Consider the following 16122-nt stretch of genomic DNA (forward strand, 5'->3'; position numbering starts at 1 on the left):
CCAAAAATCTGAGGGCGTGAAGGGGGGCCGAGACCTCTATGCTTGTATACTTGCGGCTGAGCTGAGCTCAAGGCCAAGCATGAGCCCACCGCAAACCGCTATTCCCCAGGGGGCTGAGATCCTCTGCATTGGCACAGAGTTGCTCTTGGGAGAGATCACCAACACCAACGCCCAATATCTGGCAGCCGAGCTGGCCAAGCTGGGGATCCCCCATTATTACCAAACGGTGGTGGGGGACAACGAAGCCCGCATCCACCACGCCCTGGAGGTGGCCTGCAACCGCTCCCGTTTGATTTTGATCACCGGCGGCCTGGGGCCGACCCCTGATGATCTGACCCACGCGGCGCTGGCCTCTTTCTTCGGGGTGGAGATGGTGGAGCACCCGCAGGTTTGGGAGGAGATCCGGCAGAAGTACGGCCAGCGAGGTATGGAGCCCTCCCCCAGCAACCGCAAGCAGGCCTTTTTGCCTCAGGGGGCAACCGTCCTGCCCAACCCGGTCGGCAGCGCCTGTGGCCTCATCTGGCAGCCGCGGCCCGACCTGCACATCCTCACCTTTCCCGGGGTGCCGCGGGAGATGCAGCAGATGTGGCAGGAGACGGCTGTGCCCTATTTGCGCTCCCTGGGCTGGGGCCAGGAGGTGTTCTCCAGCCGCGTGTTGCGCTACTGGGGCATTCCCGAATCGACCTTGGCCGAACGGGTGGGATCCCTGCTGGCGGGGGAAAATCCCACCGTGGCACCCTACGCCAGCCAGGGGGAGGTGCGCCTGCGGGTTACCGGACGCGCCCCCACGCGCGAGGCGGCGGAAGCGTTGATTGCCCCGGTGGTGGAGCAGATTTTACAGGTTTCTGGGGAAGACTACTTCGGCAGCGACGAGGCCACCTTGGCCAGCGTGGTGGGGGAGCTGCTGCTGCAGCGGGGGCAAACGCTGGCGGTGGCGGAATCCTGCACCGGCGGGCTCCTGGGGCAATTGGTGACCGGGATCCCGGGCAGCTCCCGCTATTTTGTCGGCGGGATTGTTGCCTACGACAACCGCATCAAGGAGCAGCTTTTGCGGGTGGATCCAGAGACGCTGCGGCAGCACGGGGCCGTGAGCGAGCCGGTGGCGGCCCAGATGGCCCTGGGGGCCAAGCAAGTCCTCGGCTCCGACTGGGCCCTGAGCATTACCGGCATTGCCGGCCCAGAGGGGGGAACATCCACCAAGCCGGTTGGCCTGGTCTATCTGGGCTTGGCCGACCCGGAGGGGAAAGTGGAAGTCCACGAGTACCGCTTCGGCAGCTTGCGGGGCCGAGAGGGGGTGCGCTGGTGGAGCGCCCAGACGGCGCTGGATTGCCTGCGGCGGCGCTTGCTCCACTACCCCCTTTCGGGGGGATCCACCTCAGCAAGGCCAAATCCTTGAGTAAGCTGGGGGAGCAGGCAGATCTCGGAGCAGGCTGATGACCCCCGATGCCCTTCAGGCCGGCAGGGAGGCGCTGCAGCAGGGCCGTTTCCAAGAAGCCATCCAACTGCTGGAGGCCTACTTGGCGCAGTCTCGCCAGCGGGGCGAAGCAGGCGCATCCGACAGCCAAGCCCTGGAGGCCCAGATGAACCTGGTGCGGGCCTACCATCAGTTGGGCGAGACGGAGAAGGCGCGGGCGCTTTGTCTGGAACTGCTGCAGCACCCGGATCCGCAGGCGCGAGGCTGGGCCCAAAAAATCCTGCCCCGCCTGCCCCAAACGGTGGAAAAACCCGCTGCTTCCCCACCCTCCCCAGAGCCAGCTCCTGAGGCTCAGCCGCTCTCCAGCCGCCAACGGGCCGGTCAATTGGGCCTGAAGATCCCCCTGCCGGAGCGGGCCGGCCCTCTGCGCTGGGCCAAGTGGGGATCCCTGGGGGTGGGCATTCTGTTCCTCTGGTGGCTGAGTTTTGTGCTGGTGGGCGCTCACCTGGATTTCGGACGGCTGAGTTTTCCGCGGCAGCTTTGGTTTTTGCAGGGGTTGCTGCCCTGGCTGCGCAATGGCCTGCGCTGGTTGGTAGCCGGCAGCCTGGCGGTCAACTTTGGCGTCGGCCTTTTGTTTTTTGCCCCCTGGCTGATGGATCACCTGCACCGGCGGCTGCACAAGCTGCGCTGGGCCACCTTGGGGGAAATCGAGCGCCACAGTCCCGAGACTGCCCGTCTGCTGCAGCGCCTCTGCGCCCAAAAACAGCTAAAACTGCCTCGGCTGGGGGTGATCCCGGAAGGGGGGCCGCTGGCTTTTGTCTATGGCACGCTTCCCGACGGCGGCCGCATCGTGGTCACCCAGGCCCTGTTGCAGCAGCTTGCCCCGGATGAGATTGCCGCCGTCTATGCCCAAGCCCTGGGGCGCATCCTCAACGGCGACATCTTGATCCTGACCCTACTGGGATCCCCCGTTCAACTGGTTTACTTGGCCCTGGAGCAGGTGAGCCAACTGGCAAACAAGCGGCGGGATCTGATCGGGCATGTGGCTCCGCTGCTCTACCTGATCTACACGGTGCTCTCCTATCCCCTGTTTTTCCTCTGTCGCCTCGGCACCTACCACGCCGACCATTTTGCAGTGGAAGCGACGGGCAATCCCAACGGTCTGATGGCCGCTCTGCTCAAAGCGGCTGCCGGCCTGCAGGAGGCCCACAAAAACGACCGCCGCCCCTCTTCGCTGCTGCACTGCACCCGCCTCTTCAGCTTCTTGGACTTCAAAACCACCGCCGCCGCCAGTGCCGCCAGCCGCCTGCGGGATCCCGCCCAAGCCGGCCAAGTCTTTCTCTGGGATCAGCTCAACCCCTGGGCCCGCTGGATGCAGGTCAACTCCAGCCATCCGTTGCTGGGGCACCGCTTCCAGGTCTTGGCGGGGTATGCCCAACGGCTGCGCCTGCTGCCAGAGTTGAGCCTGGGATCCGGACCCAAGTTGGATGGGGCCCGTCTGCAAAGCCGCTTCTGGCTGGATCTGGCTATCTATGCTGCCGAAGTGAGCGGGATGGTAATTGGCTGGCTCCTGGGGCTGATCCTCTATCTGGCGCTGCCAGATCGCCTCGATCCCAAGGTGATTGCGGCAACAGCGGTGGTGGGCTATGGCCTGGGCCTGGGATCCAAGGCGGTCTTGATGTACCGCGGATCCCTGTCGCCCCAGCCGACCGATGTGCTGCACTTGCTGGCCGATCCCGAGGCGGATCCCTGCCGCAGCCAGCCGGTGGAGTTGGAGGGGGAATTGGTGGGGCTGGGACAGGCTGGCTACCAACTGGGGGCAGAGCTGAAGCTGCAAGATGCCACTGGGCTGATGCCGCTGCGCTTCACCTCTCCCCTGGGGCCGGTGGGCAATGTCTTTTCCGGCCTGAAGCGGCTCCGCGCCCTCATGGGTCAGCGCGTCAAGGTGGTGGGCTGGTTCCGCCGCGGCAACACCGCCTGGGTGGATCTGGCCTACGTCCAGGCGGGATCCCAGCAGCTCCACAGCCGTCCCCGCCTGTGGCTGGCGTTGTTCGGCCTGGGAGTCGTCTTGTTCGGCGTCTGGGGGGCCTTCTCTTTTCCCAACCTGCGCTTCTACCTGCGACGGTAGGAGCCGACCGCTAGCGGCGAGAGGCCGTCAACTGCGCCTTGCGCAGCCGCACCGACTTCGGTGTAACCTCCACCAGCTCGTCCTCGCCGATGTACTCCAGCGCCCGCTCCAGGTTCATCTCCACCGGCGCCTGCAAATGCACCAGCTCCTCCCCGCCGGCAGCGCGGTGGTTGGTCAGTTGCTTGGTTTTACAGACGTTCAACTCCAAGTCCTGCGGCCGGTTGTGCTCGCCCACGATCATGCCCTTGTAAACGCGGGTACCTGGCGTAATAAAGAACACCCCTCGGTCTTCCGCATTTTTCAGGGCATAGGTGGTGGCCACCCCCTCTTCAAAGGCGATCAGCACGCCGTTGCGGCGGGTCTCGATCCCCGGCGTCAGGGGACGGTACTCCAAAAAGCTGTGGCTCATGATCCCCTCGCCGCGGGTAATGCGGATGAACTCGCTGCGGAAGCCGATCAGCCCTCGGGCCGGGATGACAAACTCCAACTGGGCCCGTCCGTCCGCGCCTACCATCATGTTCTGCATCTCTCCCCGCCGCTGCCCCAGCCGTTCAATGCAGGCGCCCACCGTGGATTCCGGCACATCCAGCACCAAGCACTCGTAGGGCTCGTAGGGCTGGCCATTTACCTCGCGGAAGATCACCTTCGGCTGCCCCACCTGAAACTCGTAGCCCTCCCGCCGCATGGTCTCCAGCAAAATGCCCAGGTGCAGCTCGCCCCGCCCGGAGACCAAAAAGCAATCGGGGGAGTCGGTTTCTTCCACCCGCAGCGCCACGTTGGTTTCTAGCTCCCGCAGCAGGCGCTCCCGCAATTGCCGCGAAGTAACAAAGGTGCCCTCCTGGCCGGCAAAGGGAGAGTCGTTGACGCAGATCATCACCTGCAACGTCGGCTCGTCCACCTTAATGAGCGGCAGGGCCTGCGGGTTTTCGGGAGAGGTGAGGGTGTAGCCGATGTTGGCCTCGGCAAACCCCGCCACGGCCACAATATTGCCGGCAGTGGCTTCTGTTAGCTCAATGCGCTCCAACCCCTGGAAGCCAAACAGCTTGGTTACCTTGCCCCTGGCAATCGACCCGTCTTCTTTGACCACCGCCAACTGATCCCCAACCCGAATGGTGCCGTTGTGGATCTTGCCGATCACAATCCGGCCCAGGTATTCCGAGTGCTCCAGTGTCGTGACTTGCAGTTGCAGGGGCTTGGCGGGATCCCCCACTGGCGGCGGCACGTATTTGAGGATGGCCTCAAAGAGGGGCCTCATGTCGAGAGGGCCGCTGTAGTTGCCTGCAAGGAAAGCTTTGAGGTCAGCTTCTTCCAGGGCAAAACCCCGTAGTCCCGAGGCAAATAGGTAGGGGAAGTCGCACTGGTCTTCGTCAGCGCCTAGCTCCAGAAACAGATCCAACACTTTGTCGATGACCTTGTAGGGCTCGGCCTGAGGCCGATCAATTTTGTTGACCACCACGATTGGGCGCAAGCCCTTCTCCAAGGCCTTACGCAACACAAAGCGGGTCTGAGGCATCGGGCCCTCGTTGGCATCCACAATCAGCAGACAGCCTTCCACCATGCCCAGCACCCGCTCCACCTCCCCGCCAAAGTCGGCGTGGCCGGGAGTATCGACGATGTTGATCAGGGTTTCGCCATAGCGAACGGCGGTGTTCTTTGCCAGGATGGTGATGCCCCGCTCCCGCTCTAAGGCGTTGCAATCCAGCACGCAGGCGGGAATGTCTCCTTCCGCCCGCAGGGCTCCTGCCTGGCGCAACAGGGCATCCACGAGGGTGGTTTTGCCGTGGTCAACGTGGGCAATGATGGCAATGTTGCGGATAGGGATCGGCATAGCCCTCAATCCGTAGAAAAACTTACCCCCAGCCTTTCCTGGGGGTGCCTCTACAACTCTAGCGCAAAGAAGTGTTACATCGCAGAGAGAGTTGCCCTGCCAGCGCTACCGGGCAACCCTTGCCTCACATATCAGCCCCGCGCAGGTAAAGCACCAAAATGACCGCCGGCCCTGCCAAGACAATCAAGGCAAGCAGCGCCAACTGCACGAACACTTCGTATTGCCCGAACATAGCCCCAAATCCCGTAGCCTACTTGTGTATCCTAAGGTCCGCTGTTGCCTGAAGATGAGGGGACTGTTGCAATTCTTTAAAACCTAGCGCTCCTGCTGGGCCTGAAAGGGCATGGGATCGAGGTTAAAGAGTTCCTGCAGAATTTGCATCGCCTTCCGTCGGGCCTCGATGTCCCGTTTGGCCCGCAGTTGCACCATAGGGTCATGCAGGATCTTGTTGACGATGCCACGGGTGAGGGCGTCGATGACCTCCAGGTGCTTCTCGGCAAAGTCCTTGCCCAGCCGGGAGAGAGCTTTCTCCATCTCCTGCTCGCGGATAGACTCCACCTTGTGGCGCAGGCTGGAAATGGTGGGCACTGTTTCCAGAGAACGCCACCACTCCATGAACTGCTCCACCTCTTCTTCGATCAAGGCCTCGGCCGCCAGGGCCAGCTTTTGCCGTTGGGCGCGGTTTTCTTCCACGATACGGGAGAGGTGATCTACGTTGAACACCTGTACCCCTCTTAGCTTTTCCACGCCGGGATCGATGTTGCGGGGCACCGAGATGTCCACCAACAGCAGCGGCTGATCCGGCTGCAGCACCCCCGCCAGTTGCTCGTAGGTGAGGATGGGCTGGGTGGCGCCGGTGCTGGTGAAGACCAGGTTGGACTCCGCTATGCTACTCAGCAGCGACTCCCAAGGCAATACTTGAATTGGCTGCTCAAATTGCTTGGCCAGCGCTTCTGCCCGCTCCAAGGAGCGGTTGACCACGGTGATATCCACCGCCCCTTTGGCCAAGAGGTGCTGCACCAACAGGCGAGCCATTTTCCCCGCCCCCACCACGGTCACCTTGCCCTGAGAAAGGGATCCCTGCTCCTGCAAGGCCAACTCCACCGCTGCCGAGCTGATGGACATGGCGCCAGTGCCGATCCCCGTCTCGGTGCGGATGCGCTTGCCGGCGGTGATGGCCGCCTTGAAGAGGCGGTTGAGGATGCGATCCATGCCGTTGCAGGCCTGGCCCAGTTGCTGCGCTTTTTTCACTTGCGACAGGATCTGCCCTTCCCCTAATACCAAGCTGTCCAGCCCGGCGGCCACCCGCATCAGGTGCGTCACCGCATCCTGGTAGAGCAGCGTAAACAGGTGCGGGCGCAGTTGGGGCAGCGGGATCCCTTTCGCCTCGGCCAAGAACTGCATCGTCTGTCGGACACCACTTTCCATTTCTGGAGTGACGATGTAGACCTCCAGCCGGTTACAGGTGCTGAGGATCGCCGCTTCCTCAATGTGGGGGTGGGCACGGAGCTGCTGGATCCGCTCCCCCACCTCGGCCTCGGGAATGCTGAGGCGCTCCCGGATCTCCACAGGAGCTGTGCGATGGCTAAGACCGACAACCGCGATAAACATGCCTCTCCGTCGTCTGTACAGCAACAGTTATTAAAAACAGAAACTATGAACAAAAGCAAACTCACCTAGCTAGGACAAGGAAGGCAAGACCGATGTCAAGGGATTGCCTTGTCTCGGCTGCAGCAAGCTTAGGTAACTTTTCTCAGCCTACCTAAACCCTAAGAACAGTATCGAGCCGGTTTTGCAGGATTTTGCTGAAGAGTTATTACGTTTTTTCGGGCGACTGACTGATAGATTTCTTAACTTCCCAAAGGACAAGAGCGACCTTCGCCAGAGGAAAGCCGCCCTTGCCGAGGGAGATGTCGGGCCGGGGATCCGTCAGCGCAGTTGCAGGCTGCGGGGCTGTTGGCCGTCTTTCATATGGATGGTATCCACAAAGCGCACCGTGCGCGACTGGCTGGAGATCACCAAGGTCTCGGTGCGTGCCCCGCCGCCGAAGAAACGCACCCCGCGCATCAGGTCGCCATCAGTAATCCCGGTGGCCGCAAAGAGGACTTCCTTGCCGCTGGCTAGCTCTTCGCATTCCCACACCTTGTCGGGATCCTCGATGCCCTGTTCTTTCAGTTGCCGTCGTGTCTCTTCCACCGGCGGCAGGTAGGTGCCCGCCTGCACCACCTCGGGGTCGTAGATCAGCCGACCTTGGAAGTGGGCGCCGAGGCAGCGCAGCGCCGCCGCCGAGATCACCCCCTCTGGGGCTGCCCCGATCCCCATCAGGGCGTGGATGCCGGTGCCGTTGAAGCCTGCCGAGAGGGCCGCCGAGATGTCGCCGTCGGTAATCAGCTTTACCCGCGCCCCCGCCTCCCGGATTTGGCGAATGAGATCGACGTGGCGCTTGCGGTCCATGACCACCACCGTCAGATCGGAGACCTCCCGATCCAGGCTTTCGGCGATAATCTGAAGATTCTTTTCCGGCGGATAGTCGAGATGTACCTTGCCCTTGGCCTGGGGCGGAGCCGCCAGCTTCTGCATGTAGATGTCCGGCGCGTGCAGAAGGCCGCCTTTTTCGGAGATGGCCAGCACCGCCATGGAGCCGTTTTGGCCCTTGGCCACCAGGTTGGTGCCTTCGCAGGGATCCACGGCAATATCGATTTCCACCAGCTCTTCCACGCGGCAGAACTGCTCGGCGTCCGGGCGCGTACAGATGCCCACCTCTTCCCCGATGTAGAGCATGGGGGCCTCATCGCGGGTTCCCTCCCCAATGACGATGCGGCCGCGCATGGGGATCTGGTTCAGTTTCTCCCGCATGGCCTCGACGGCCACCTGATCGGCGGTCTTGTTGTCGCCTTTGCCCATCCAACGGGCGGCGGCGATGGCAGCCTGCTCCACCACTTCGATGATCTCTAGCCCCAACTTGTTGTCCACGGCGTGCCCCCTTGGTATGTCGGAACGATGAAGGCCAATTAAGGATATCTTCAGACTCTTCCCCTCAGTTTACCAGGCGGGCTTCTTCTCGGGATCCCCTTGCCTCAGCTTTCATAAGCTGAGAAAACAAATCGGCCAAAGTCAAGCAGAAAGAGCGATCCCCGTCTTGCCCGTTGGCTATTGTCGGCTGGGGATCAAGAGTGATAGCCTGGCTTAAAGCCAATAAGTTTTTCTTAAGGCGATTAAAAAAACGCAATGAAAAGATACGTTTTCGTCAACCGTTCTCAGCAGGTTCAGGTCATCCGAACAATTCCCGGCCACTGGGAGCGCACCCTCTTCCCCGGCCAGTATGCCATTTTCGAGGCAGAGCCGGACGACTACCTGGAGGTTTATAGCTGCTGCTGTTCTACCACCATTTTGGAAGAGCGCCACCCCTGCCGCCGTTTGTTGGACTCCTCACTGCCTGAGGCTGACCCCCACCTGGACAGGCTGGCAGATGCAGTGAACGGATGAATCAGCTTGGGGATCCCGGCTCCTGAGGCCGAGCCTCGGTTTCCTCGCAGGGCAGCTCGGCAGAGGGGGCATCGGGAGGACGGATGAGGCAACTGCCTCGCGCGGCGTCGCGAAAGGTATCGATGCGCTCCACGCAATTGTGATAGCCACAGTAGGGGCAATAGAGGCGATCCCCTGGCTGGGGCTCCACCACCGCCGGCAGCGGTCACAACAGAAGTGGTAGAGAAACTCCAGCGCCACCCTCATGGCAACCGACTCCCTGACCTGGCAGAGCCGAAAAACGGAAAGAAATGGGGATCCCCTGGATCGCGGCGCTCCAGCTTAGCCAGCCAGTAAGACAAAGTCATTATGAGTATGGTATGTTAGGTTTAGTTTACATTTGTACTTTACCGTAAGGAGCGTCGACTGATGTCTCAGGAAGGATGTCTGCGGGTGGGGCAGCCCGCTCCCGATTTTTCGGCCACTGCCGTTTACGACATGGAATTTAAGACGGTGAGGCTCTCCGACTACCGGGGCAAGAAGTACGTGGTGCTGTTCTTCTACCCCTTGGACTTCACCTTCGTCTGCCCGACGGAGATCACGGCTTTCAGCGATCGCTACGACGAGTTTGCCAAGCTGGACACGGAGATCCTCGGCGTCTCGGTGGATAGCGAGTACTCTCACCTGGCCTGGATTCAGACCGACCGCAAAGCCGGAGGGGTGGGCGAGCTGAGGTATCCGCTGGTCTCCGACCTGAAAAAGGAGATCAGCGCCGCCTACAATGTCCTGGATCCGGCGGCAGGGGTGGCTTTGCGCGGCCTGTTCATCATCGACAAGGAAGGGATCATCCAGCACGCCACCATCAACAACCTGGCCTTTGGCCGCAGCGTGGATGAAACCCTGCGCACCCTGCAGGCCATCCAGTACGTGCAAGCTCACCCCGATGAAGTTTGCCCGGCCAACTGGCAGCCCGGCCAGAGAACCCTGAACCCCGACCCGGTGAAATCCAAGGAGTTCTTCGCGGCGGTTGCCAAGTAGGCTTGTCCAGGCCCTGTCAGGGATCCCGGGTTTTGACACTCCCCCGCCTGAAGGCGGGGGATTCTCACGTAGTCCATAAACGGACTCGTAAAGGCGCTGTCAAGACACCTCTAGACAGTTCCGTGTAGGTATGCTTTGCTGGAGCTTTTTTTTTAGCAAAAGGCAGCCCGACAAAGGATCCGACTCTTCTCAACATGACCTTCCGCCTCCCCTCTCCCTCGGGGAGAGGGGCCGGGGGTGAGGGCTAACAGCGCCGAACCCTTTCAAACCGGTTGCCAGTGGAGACGAACAAATGTGGAGACGAACAAATAAAGATCCCCTGGGCTGGCCAGGGGATCCGACAAGACAGAAAGACAAAGGTCGCCGGAATTAGTCCCAGGGTTTCCCGTTGGTGAATTTGTAGGTAACCGGCTCTTTGTTCTTGCCGATGTTGTGATCCACCTTGCCGACGGGCTGGCGCCCCTCGTTGACCTTCTCGGGAAAGACACCATCCTTGGGATGCACCAGTTCCGGCTGTCCACCCGCCGGGATGCGGAAGATCTGGTAGTCCTTGATCTTGAACTCGGAGATCAACTGAGCGCCGAGCGCCAGGCACTGCTCTTTGCGGGCGAAGGTGAGGTAGTTTTTGCCCTCCACCATCTCGGCGGCGCCGCCGGTGGGCATTTCAAACACTTGCCCCGGCTTGCCTGTCCAGGTGATCACATATTTTTCTTCGGTTTCGGCTGCGCTCAACAGCCCTCCGGTGGATCCCCCGAATAGGGGCAACTTTGCCCCCTGACGGGGATCGCCTTCCATCACAGCCATAGCCTACCTTCTCGTCGTCGTTTGCGTTGTTGGGCCGCGCTTGGGGTTGAGGCGCGGAGCACTTTGAATGTACCATCGGCCCGATTTTTGACCCCAGATCTGCCGGCGAACTGTAATTTTTCGTAGCAGATCCAGCTCTGGCGCGGGCGGATCCCGGCTTACTCTCTGAGCCACCATAGAAGCAGGCGGCAGAGCCCCACGTTTGCAACAGGAACGACGCCCATGGCCCAGTGGTCCCTCCATCCCAGTTCCCAGTCCAACGCCAGGGTTGTCCTCATTCCCACTGCCTTTGGCCCAGATACGCAGGCGCCGCTGGCCATCCTCAACGCCGGTGCTGAGCTGTGTGCTTTTGAGCCGCGGTTGGGGATCAATGTGGATGAGATAGCAGTGGCGCAGTTGCCGGGGCTGGTGGATGAGCCGCCCTATGGCATGTGTGAGGCGGCGGTTATTCAGGCTTGGCGACGACAACAGTGGCCGGTGCTGTTGCCTTCGGTCTTGGCGGCCAGTTGGGGAGCCATTCGTGCCCTTTGGAAGCACTACCTCGCCCTGAGTGTGGTGCATTGCAGCGCCCATGCCAACCTGATGCCGCCCGAGGAGATGACCCAGCCGGAGCAAGATATGGGCTATGGCAACGCTGCCTGGGTGGAGTTGCTCTACCAGCATAGGCTGCCGGTGGTGCATGTGGGGCTGCGCAGCGGCAGTGCCCGCGCCTACGCCTGGCTGAAAAACCACGCCAGCCCGATCTTTTGGGCCCAGGATGGCTGGGATCCGCAGCAGGTGGTGGAGGCTTTGCCGGAGCAGCCGGTGTTTTTGGTGGTGGACTGCAGTGTGCTGGATCCCTCTTTGGCGCCGGCGGTGCACCACCCGGAGCCGGGGGGGCTGAGTTGGTTTCAACTGTTAACAACCTGTGAGGCCATCTTCGCCGCCCGCCCTGTGATCGGCCTTTCCTTGGGAGGAGTGGCGGTGGGAGCGGCGACGCGGCCAACCGCCCGCATGGTGGCCCGCCTGCTCAATTGGCTGCTGGCCTGCTACGGCCTCTACTCCCTGAAGCTGGCCCCCAACCCCGCTACGCTCGAACGGCCCGAAAATAGATCGCGAACCTCTTGAGCCCGGCTTATGAAGGCTTTCTACCGGCAGGTGCTTTTTCCGAGGTTGCTGGATTGGGCTCTGGCCAGCGAGCGTCTGGAGAGCTATCGGCGGCAGCTTCTGGCCCAGGTGCGGGGAGCGGTCTTGGAGATCGGCTTTGGCACCGGCCTCAACCTGGCCTGCTACCCAGAGCACATTCAAAAAATTACAGTGGCAGATCCCAACCCCGGCATGGGATCCCTGGCCCGCCGCCGCATCGCGGCTTCCTCCATCGCCGTCGATTGGCTGGTGGCGGACGCCCAAGAGCTGCCTTTTTCGAACCAGAGTTTTGACAGCGTGGTCAGCACCTGGACCCTGTGTAGCATCCCCGATTTGGCCAAGGCTTTGGGGGAAATCCGGCGGGTGCTGCGGGTGGGGGGCAAGCTGTTTTTTCTCGAGCACGGCCTCAGCCCGGATCCCCAGGTGCAAAGCTGGCAAAGGCGTCTCAACCCTATCCAGAGGGCGATCGGAGATGGCTGCAACCTAGACCGAGATATGGCTGGCCCTGGCAACCGTTAGCCTGCCCTCAACTAGCTCTTTGATTGGCGTTCTCCCCCCTTTCATCCCCCGTATACGGGGGGAAAGGGGAAGAGCGGGATCTGCGCCGCCAAGGTTTCGGTCAAGACTCCGCTAGACTAAAACCTGTACCTGGCAATTCCCACCTTCTATGGGCGATCCTCTCACCCCTCAAGTTAGCGAGCGCATCTGCAAGCACATGAACGAAGACCACGCCGATGCCGTGGCCCTCTACGCCAGGGTCTTCGGCCAGGTGGAAGGAGTGGTCCAGGCCCGTATGGAGGCCATCGACGCGGAAGGAATGGACTTACAGGTGGAGGTGGATGGGGCTGTGCGGAAGCTGCGCATCCCCTTTGATCACCCTCTCAAAGATTCTGAAGATGCCCACCACACCCTGATTGCCATGCTCAAACAAGCCCGTGCCCAGCTCAGGCAGGCCGCCGGTTAGCCACAAGTTAACGGGTTTGGATCCCGCCCAGGCTAGCAGGAAAGCAGGCAGCTAGCTGGCCTGCTGCAGGAGCAAATCCAGCTTGCCCTGGGCCTCAAGGGCGTAGAGGTCGTCGCAGCCGCCGATGTGCTGGTTGTTGATAAAAATCTGGGGTACCGAACGGCGCCCGTTGGCCCGCTTGGCCATCTCCGCTCGCGCTGCCTCGTCCCCATCGATGGCGTATTCGATGTACTTCACCCCTTTGCGATCCAACAGTTGCTTGGCGCGGATGCAGAAGGGACAAAAACGCCACGTGTAGATCTCAACGGCCATAGGGAGATAACCAACACTTTCACACACTTTTACATAGCTTAACATTTCTCCGAGGCCGGGATCCCTTAGTTGGCCTCCTTCCAGTTGTGGCCAATTTGAATGTCCACCACCAGCGGTATGGAAAGGGGCACTGCCTCTTCCATTTCTCTTTGAATGAGGGGCCGTAAGTCCTGCCATTCGGAGGGCTCTACTTCAAACACCAGCTCGTCGTGAACCTGCAAAAGCAAACGCGAGCGAAAATGCTGCAGCTTTTCCTGCAAGCGCACCATGGCCACTTTGATGATGTCTGAGGCGGATCCCTGGATGGGGGCGTTCACGGCAGCCCGCAGCTCGGCCTGTTTGCGATGGCCGGATAGCTGAGACAAATTGGGAAAATAGCGACGGCGGCCTAAAAGGGTTTCCACATAGCCGTGCTTTTCCACAAAGGCTTCGGTGGCGCGGAGATAGGCAAAAACGCCGGCGTAGCGCTCGTTAAATCGCCGCAAAAATTCCTTCGCCTCCGCTAGAGAGACGCCGGCAGTGCGGGCAAAACGCTGCGCCCCCATGCCGTAGATCACCCCATAGTTAATCGTCTTGGCCAGGCGGCGTTCTTCGCTGGTTACTTCTTGTTTTTCAAAGAGCAAGCGAGCGGTAAGGGTATGCACATCTTCCCCAGAGCGAAAGCACTCGATGAGGGTTGGCTCTTGGCTGAGGTGGGCCAGGATGCGCAGCTCAATTTGCGAGTAGTCAGCCGAGGCCAACAGCCATCCCTCCTGGGGAACGAAGGCCTGGCGAATGCGGCGGCTAAACTCGCTGCGGATGGGGATATTTTGCAAATTGGGGTTGGAGGAGCTGAGCCGGCCAGTGGCAGTAACGGTCTGGTTGAAGCTGGTGTGCACCCTACCCGTATCGCGTCTTACCAGAGCCGGCAGCGCGTCCACATAGGTGGATTTGAGCTTGGCCAGGGTGCGGTACTGGAGAATGGTTTCAATGACTGGGTGATCCCCTTCCAGCTTTTCCAAAACCGAGGCGTCGGTGGAGTAGCCGGTGGCCGTCTTGCGAGTTTTGCGGACATCTAGCTTGAGCTTTTCAAAGAGCAGGGATCCCAGTTGTTTGGGAGAGTTGAGGTTAAACACCTCGCCTGCTTGAGCATAGGCTTTCTGCTCTAGACTGTGTAGCTCTTTTTCCAGCTCCTGGGAAAACTGCCGAAGAAACTCAGTGTCGATGCGGATGCCGACCCACTCCATTTCTTCCAAAACATGGGCCAAAGGCAACTCCACTTGGACAAAAAGATTCCAGAGGCGTGGGTCAGTCTGTTGCAGCTTTTCGGTGAGGATGGGCACCAAACGATAGGCGCAGTAGGCATCGGTGCCGCAGTATTCTGCCACTTTGGCAATGGGCAGATCGGCGAGGGACTCTGCTTTGCCCAGCAACTTTTCGTAGCTGGTGGTGGGCAAATTTAAATAGCTAGCTGCCAAGTCGGCCAAGTTGTGGCTGGCCTCTGGATTGAGAACGTAGCTGGCCAGCATGGGATCAAATTGGATCCCTTGCAGGCGGATGCTATGGGCGCGAAAAATGCTGAGATCATACTTGCAGTTTTGCAGGCTTTTGGGCCGATTGGGATCCTCCCAAATGGGCTGTAGACTCTGTTTGACCAGGTCCCAGTCCAAGTTGGATCCCTGGCGATGGCCAAGGGGCAAATAGGCAACATCCCGTTCTGACCAGCAGCAGCCAATCCCCACCAGTTGGGCGTCGCGGGGATCTAGACTCGTGGTTTCTGTGTCCCAGGCTACGATCCCGGAACAGGCCAACAGCTCCTGCCGCAACAGCTCCAATTTCTCCGCTGTATCCACGATGCACACTGCTGGCAAAGAGGGAGCGGGAGCAGCGGGAAAATCAAACCAAAGAGCCTCGTCGTAGGTAGAGCCATCCTTTGAAGTTGTCCTTGCTTGAGAGGCTTGGGCTGGGATCCCGCCCAAAGTGGCCTGCAGTTGGCGCACTTGAGCAATGAAACTGCGAAACTCCAATTTCTCCAGCAGCGGCAGCACTTCCTCTGGGTCAAACCCAGTTAACCTCATGCTCTCCCAGTCAGGCGAAAGGGGGACATCGCAGTGAATTCGAGCCAGAAATTGGGAGTGCTGGGCTGCTGGGATCCCTTCCCTGAGGTACTGCTGGACTTTGCCAGGGATCTCCTCCAGATGGTTGAAAATCTCCTCCAAGCTGCCGTAGCGCTGCAAGAGCTCTGCCGCTCGCTTGGGGCCGATCCCCTTGACGCCGGGAATGTTGTCGGAGGGGTCACCACAGAGGGCTTTGTAGTCGACCACCTGCCAAGGCCAGATGCCCAATTTCTCTTTGACCTCTTGGGGGCCAAATTCGCTGACGCGATCTTTGCTGTTGAGGTGCAAAACCCGAATCCTTCCCTCGCGGTCAATGAGTTGAAACAGATCCTGGTCGCCGCTTAAGATCTGCACTCGATACTCGTGGGGAGCAAGCCGACAGAGAGTACCCAGAATATCGTCGGCCTCAAAGCCAGGCACCGCCAAAATGGGAATGCGCAGCGCCGCCAACACCTGCTGGAGGTTCTCCACATCCTCAACGAACTCCGGCGGTGTTTCCGGACGGCCTGCTTTGTAGGTTTCATCCGCCTCGTGGCGAAAGGTGGGCTGCCGGGTATCAAAGGCAACAGCTACATGGGTGGGGGGGTATTTCTCCAAGACCTCCAGCAGCGATTTCAAAAAGCCAAAGCTGACACTGGTCGGGATCCCCGTGGAGGTGCGCAAGCCCCCCTCGCGGCTGTAGGCAAAGGCATAAAAAGAGCGGTAGGCCAGGGAGTGGCCATCGACCAAAAGCAGCCGGGGAGTTTGGGAAGCCATCGGCCCAGACCAAGAACTGAGTCCAGCCTATCCAAAAGGGATCCAACAGAGGATCCCTCCCTAGGGCCGCCAGGGAAACTGGCGAAAGTTGGGGGGGCGCTTTTCCAAAAAGGCGCGTTTGCCCTCAGCAGCTTCTTCGGTCATGTAGAACAGCAACGTCGCATCTCCGGCCAGCTCCTGCAGCCCCACCTG

The 16122-nt window shown here is 60.5% G+C and carries 15 protein-coding genes and 1 pseudogene; 7 read left to right on the forward strand and 9 right to left on the reverse strand.

The genetic code is table 11. The features are described 5' to 3' along the window. Positions 1 to 79 precede the first annotated feature (79 nt). Together SYN60AY4M2_RS05125 and SYN60AY4M2_RS05130 are read left to right on the forward strand one after the other, a co-directional pair. Positions 80 to 1396, forward strand: coding sequence for a competence/damage-inducible protein A (locus SYN60AY4M2_RS05125; protein ID WP_099812427.1), 1317 nt, complete (start codon positions 80 to 82; stop codon positions 1394 to 1396). A gap of 37 nt (positions 1397 to 1433) precedes the next feature. Further along, the gene (locus SYN60AY4M2_RS05130; protein WP_099812428.1) at positions 1434 to 3542 is read left to right on the forward strand and encodes a zinc metalloprotease HtpX; all 2109 of its coding nucleotides are present in this window, start codon (positions 1434 to 1436) and stop codon (positions 3540 to 3542) included. A 10-nt stretch (positions 3543 to 3552) separates the two neighbouring features. Here the strand turns inward: SYN60AY4M2_RS05130 and typA are convergent, their stop codons facing one another. The 4 genes from typA to glpX all read right to left on the reverse strand — a co-directional run bounded on the left by typA (position 3553) and on the right by glpX (position 8343). After that, positions 3553 to 5370, reverse strand: coding sequence for a translational GTPase TypA (typA, locus tag SYN60AY4M2_RS05135; protein ID WP_099812429.1), 1818 nt, complete (start codon positions 5368 to 5370; stop codon positions 3553 to 3555). A gap of 124 nt (positions 5371 to 5494) precedes the next feature. Then, positions 5495 to 5602, reverse strand: a complete 108-nt coding sequence (locus SYN60AY4M2_RS05140) for a photosystem II reaction center protein Ycf12 (RefSeq protein ID WP_099812430.1) — start codon at positions 5600 to 5602, stop codon at positions 5495 to 5497. Between the two features lie 83 nt (positions 5603 to 5685). After that, a complete protein-coding gene (locus SYN60AY4M2_RS05145) occupies positions 5686 to 6981 on the reverse strand; it encodes a glutamyl-tRNA reductase (protein ID WP_099812431.1) in 1296 nt (431 codons plus the stop codon). 318 nt (positions 6982 to 7299) lie between these two features. Next, the gene (gene glpX, locus SYN60AY4M2_RS05150; RefSeq protein WP_011429446.1) at positions 7300 to 8343 is read right to left on the reverse strand and encodes a class II fructose-bisphosphatase; all 1044 of its coding nucleotides are present in this window, start codon (positions 8341 to 8343) and stop codon (positions 7300 to 7302) included. Between the two features lie 255 nt (positions 8344 to 8598). Here glpX and SYN60AY4M2_RS05160 point away from each other — a divergent pair, with 255 nt between their 5' ends. After that, positions 8599 to 8856, forward strand: coding sequence for a DUF1830 domain-containing protein (locus SYN60AY4M2_RS05160; protein WP_011429444.1), 258 nt, complete (start codon positions 8599 to 8601; stop codon positions 8854 to 8856). A 1-nt stretch (position 8857) separates the two neighbouring features. Here SYN60AY4M2_RS05160 and SYN60AY4M2_RS05165 read toward each other — a convergent pair whose 3' ends face one another. Continuing rightward, entirely contained in the window at positions 8858 to 9049 is a 192-nt protein-coding gene (locus SYN60AY4M2_RS05165) for a hypothetical protein (protein WP_240527734.1), read from the reverse strand. 215 nt (positions 9050 to 9264) lie between these two features. Here SYN60AY4M2_RS05165 and SYN60AY4M2_RS05170 point away from each other — a divergent pair, with 215 nt between their 5' ends. Continuing rightward, positions 9265 to 9873 (forward strand): peroxiredoxin, encoded by a 609-nt coding sequence (locus SYN60AY4M2_RS05170; protein ID WP_011429441.1) that lies wholly within the window; start codon positions 9265 to 9267, stop codon positions 9871 to 9873. Positions 9874 to 10242: 369 nt separating this feature from the next. On the opposite strand, the gene SYN60AY4M2_RS05175 is transcribed toward SYN60AY4M2_RS05170, so the two are convergent. After that, on the reverse strand, positions 10243 to 10668 hold the full coding sequence (locus SYN60AY4M2_RS05175) for a photosystem I reaction center subunit II PsaD (protein WP_041438839.1): 426 nt from the start codon (positions 10666 to 10668) through the stop codon (positions 10243 to 10245). Between the two features lie 231 nt (positions 10669 to 10899). Here SYN60AY4M2_RS05175 and SYN60AY4M2_RS05180 point away from each other — a divergent pair, with 231 nt between their 5' ends. The 3 genes from SYN60AY4M2_RS05180 (at position 10900) to SYN60AY4M2_RS05190 (ending at position 12766) form a co-directional block, all read left to right on the forward strand. After that, positions 10900 to 11784 (forward strand): arginase family protein, encoded by an 885-nt coding sequence (locus tag SYN60AY4M2_RS05180; protein WP_099812432.1) that lies wholly within the window; start codon positions 10900 to 10902, stop codon positions 11782 to 11784. A gap of 9 nt (positions 11785 to 11793) precedes the next feature. Beyond that, complete coding sequence (locus tag SYN60AY4M2_RS05185) at positions 11794 to 12321, forward strand: class I SAM-dependent methyltransferase (RefSeq protein ID WP_011429438.1); 528 nt, start codon at positions 11794 to 11796, stop codon at positions 12319 to 12321. A gap of 148 nt (positions 12322 to 12469) precedes the next feature. Then, the gene (locus tag SYN60AY4M2_RS05190) at positions 12470 to 12766 is read left to right on the forward strand and encodes a DUF2470 domain-containing protein (RefSeq protein WP_011429437.1); all 297 of its coding nucleotides are present in this window, start codon (positions 12470 to 12472) and stop codon (positions 12764 to 12766) included. 51 nt (positions 12767 to 12817) lie between these two features. On the opposite strand, the gene grxC is transcribed toward SYN60AY4M2_RS05190, so the two are convergent. The 3 genes and pseudogenes from grxC to SYN60AY4M2_RS14390 all read right to left on the reverse strand — a co-directional run. Continuing rightward, on the reverse strand, positions 12818 to 13078 hold the full coding sequence (gene grxC, locus SYN60AY4M2_RS05195; protein WP_011429436.1) for a glutaredoxin 3: 261 nt from the start codon (positions 13076 to 13078) through the stop codon (positions 12818 to 12820). A 65-nt stretch (positions 13079 to 13143) separates the two neighbouring features. Beyond that, entirely contained in the window at positions 13144 to 15930 is a 2787-nt protein-coding gene (polA, locus tag SYN60AY4M2_RS05200) for a DNA polymerase I (RefSeq protein ID WP_099812433.1), read from the reverse strand. A gap of 60 nt (positions 15931 to 15990) precedes the next feature. Beyond that, a pseudogene (locus tag SYN60AY4M2_RS14390) lies at positions 15991 to 16122 on the reverse strand (1,4-dihydroxy-2-naphthoyl-CoA synthase); the annotation flags it as partial.

Origin of the sequence: Synechococcus sp. 60AY4M2 (genome assembly GCF_002760375.1) — a bacterium.
Lineage (GTDB): Bacteria > Cyanobacteriota > Cyanobacteriia > Thermostichales > Thermostichaceae > Thermostichus.

Coding starts and splice junctions, on each gene's coding strand:
- polA (WP_099812433.1), bottom strand. CDS start 15,930: ATGGCTTCCCAAACTCCCCGGCTGCTTTTGGTCGATGGCCACTCCCTG.
- SYN60AY4M2_RS05125 (WP_099812427.1), top strand. CDS start 80: ATGAGCCCACCGCAAACCGCTATTCCCCAGGGGGCTGAGATCCTCTGC.
- SYN60AY4M2_RS05145 (WP_099812431.1), bottom strand. CDS start 6,981: ATGTTTATCGCGGTTGTCGGTCTTAGCCATCGCACAGCTCCTGTGGAG.
- SYN60AY4M2_RS05170 (WP_011429441.1), top strand. CDS start 9,265: ATGTCTCAGGAAGGATGTCTGCGGGTGGGGCAGCCCGCTCCCGATTTT.
- typA (WP_099812429.1), bottom strand. CDS start 5,370: ATGCCGATCCCTATCCGCAACATTGCCATCATTGCCCACGTTGACCAC.
- SYN60AY4M2_RS05190 (WP_011429437.1), top strand. CDS start 12,470: ATGGGCGATCCTCTCACCCCTCAAGTTAGCGAGCGCATCTGCAAGCAC.
- SYN60AY4M2_RS05185 (WP_011429438.1), top strand. CDS start 11,794: ATGAAGGCTTTCTACCGGCAGGTGCTTTTTCCGAGGTTGCTGGATTGG.
- SYN60AY4M2_RS05180 (WP_099812432.1), top strand. CDS start 10,900: ATGGCCCAGTGGTCCCTCCATCCCAGTTCCCAGTCCAACGCCAGGGTT.
- grxC (WP_011429436.1), bottom strand. CDS start 13,078: ATGGCCGTTGAGATCTACACGTGGCGTTTTTGTCCCTTCTGCATCCGC.
- SYN60AY4M2_RS05140 (WP_099812430.1), bottom strand. CDS start 5,602: ATGTTCGGGCAATACGAAGTGTTCGTGCAGTTGGCGCTGCTTGCCTTG.
- SYN60AY4M2_RS05160 (WP_011429444.1), top strand. CDS start 8,599: ATGAAAAGATACGTTTTCGTCAACCGTTCTCAGCAGGTTCAGGTCATC.
- SYN60AY4M2_RS05175 (WP_041438839.1), bottom strand. CDS start 10,668: ATGGAAGGCGATCCCCGTCAGGGGGCAAAGTTGCCCCTATTCGGGGGA.
- SYN60AY4M2_RS05130 (WP_099812428.1), top strand. CDS start 1,434: ATGACCCCCGATGCCCTTCAGGCCGGCAGGGAGGCGCTGCAGCAGGGC.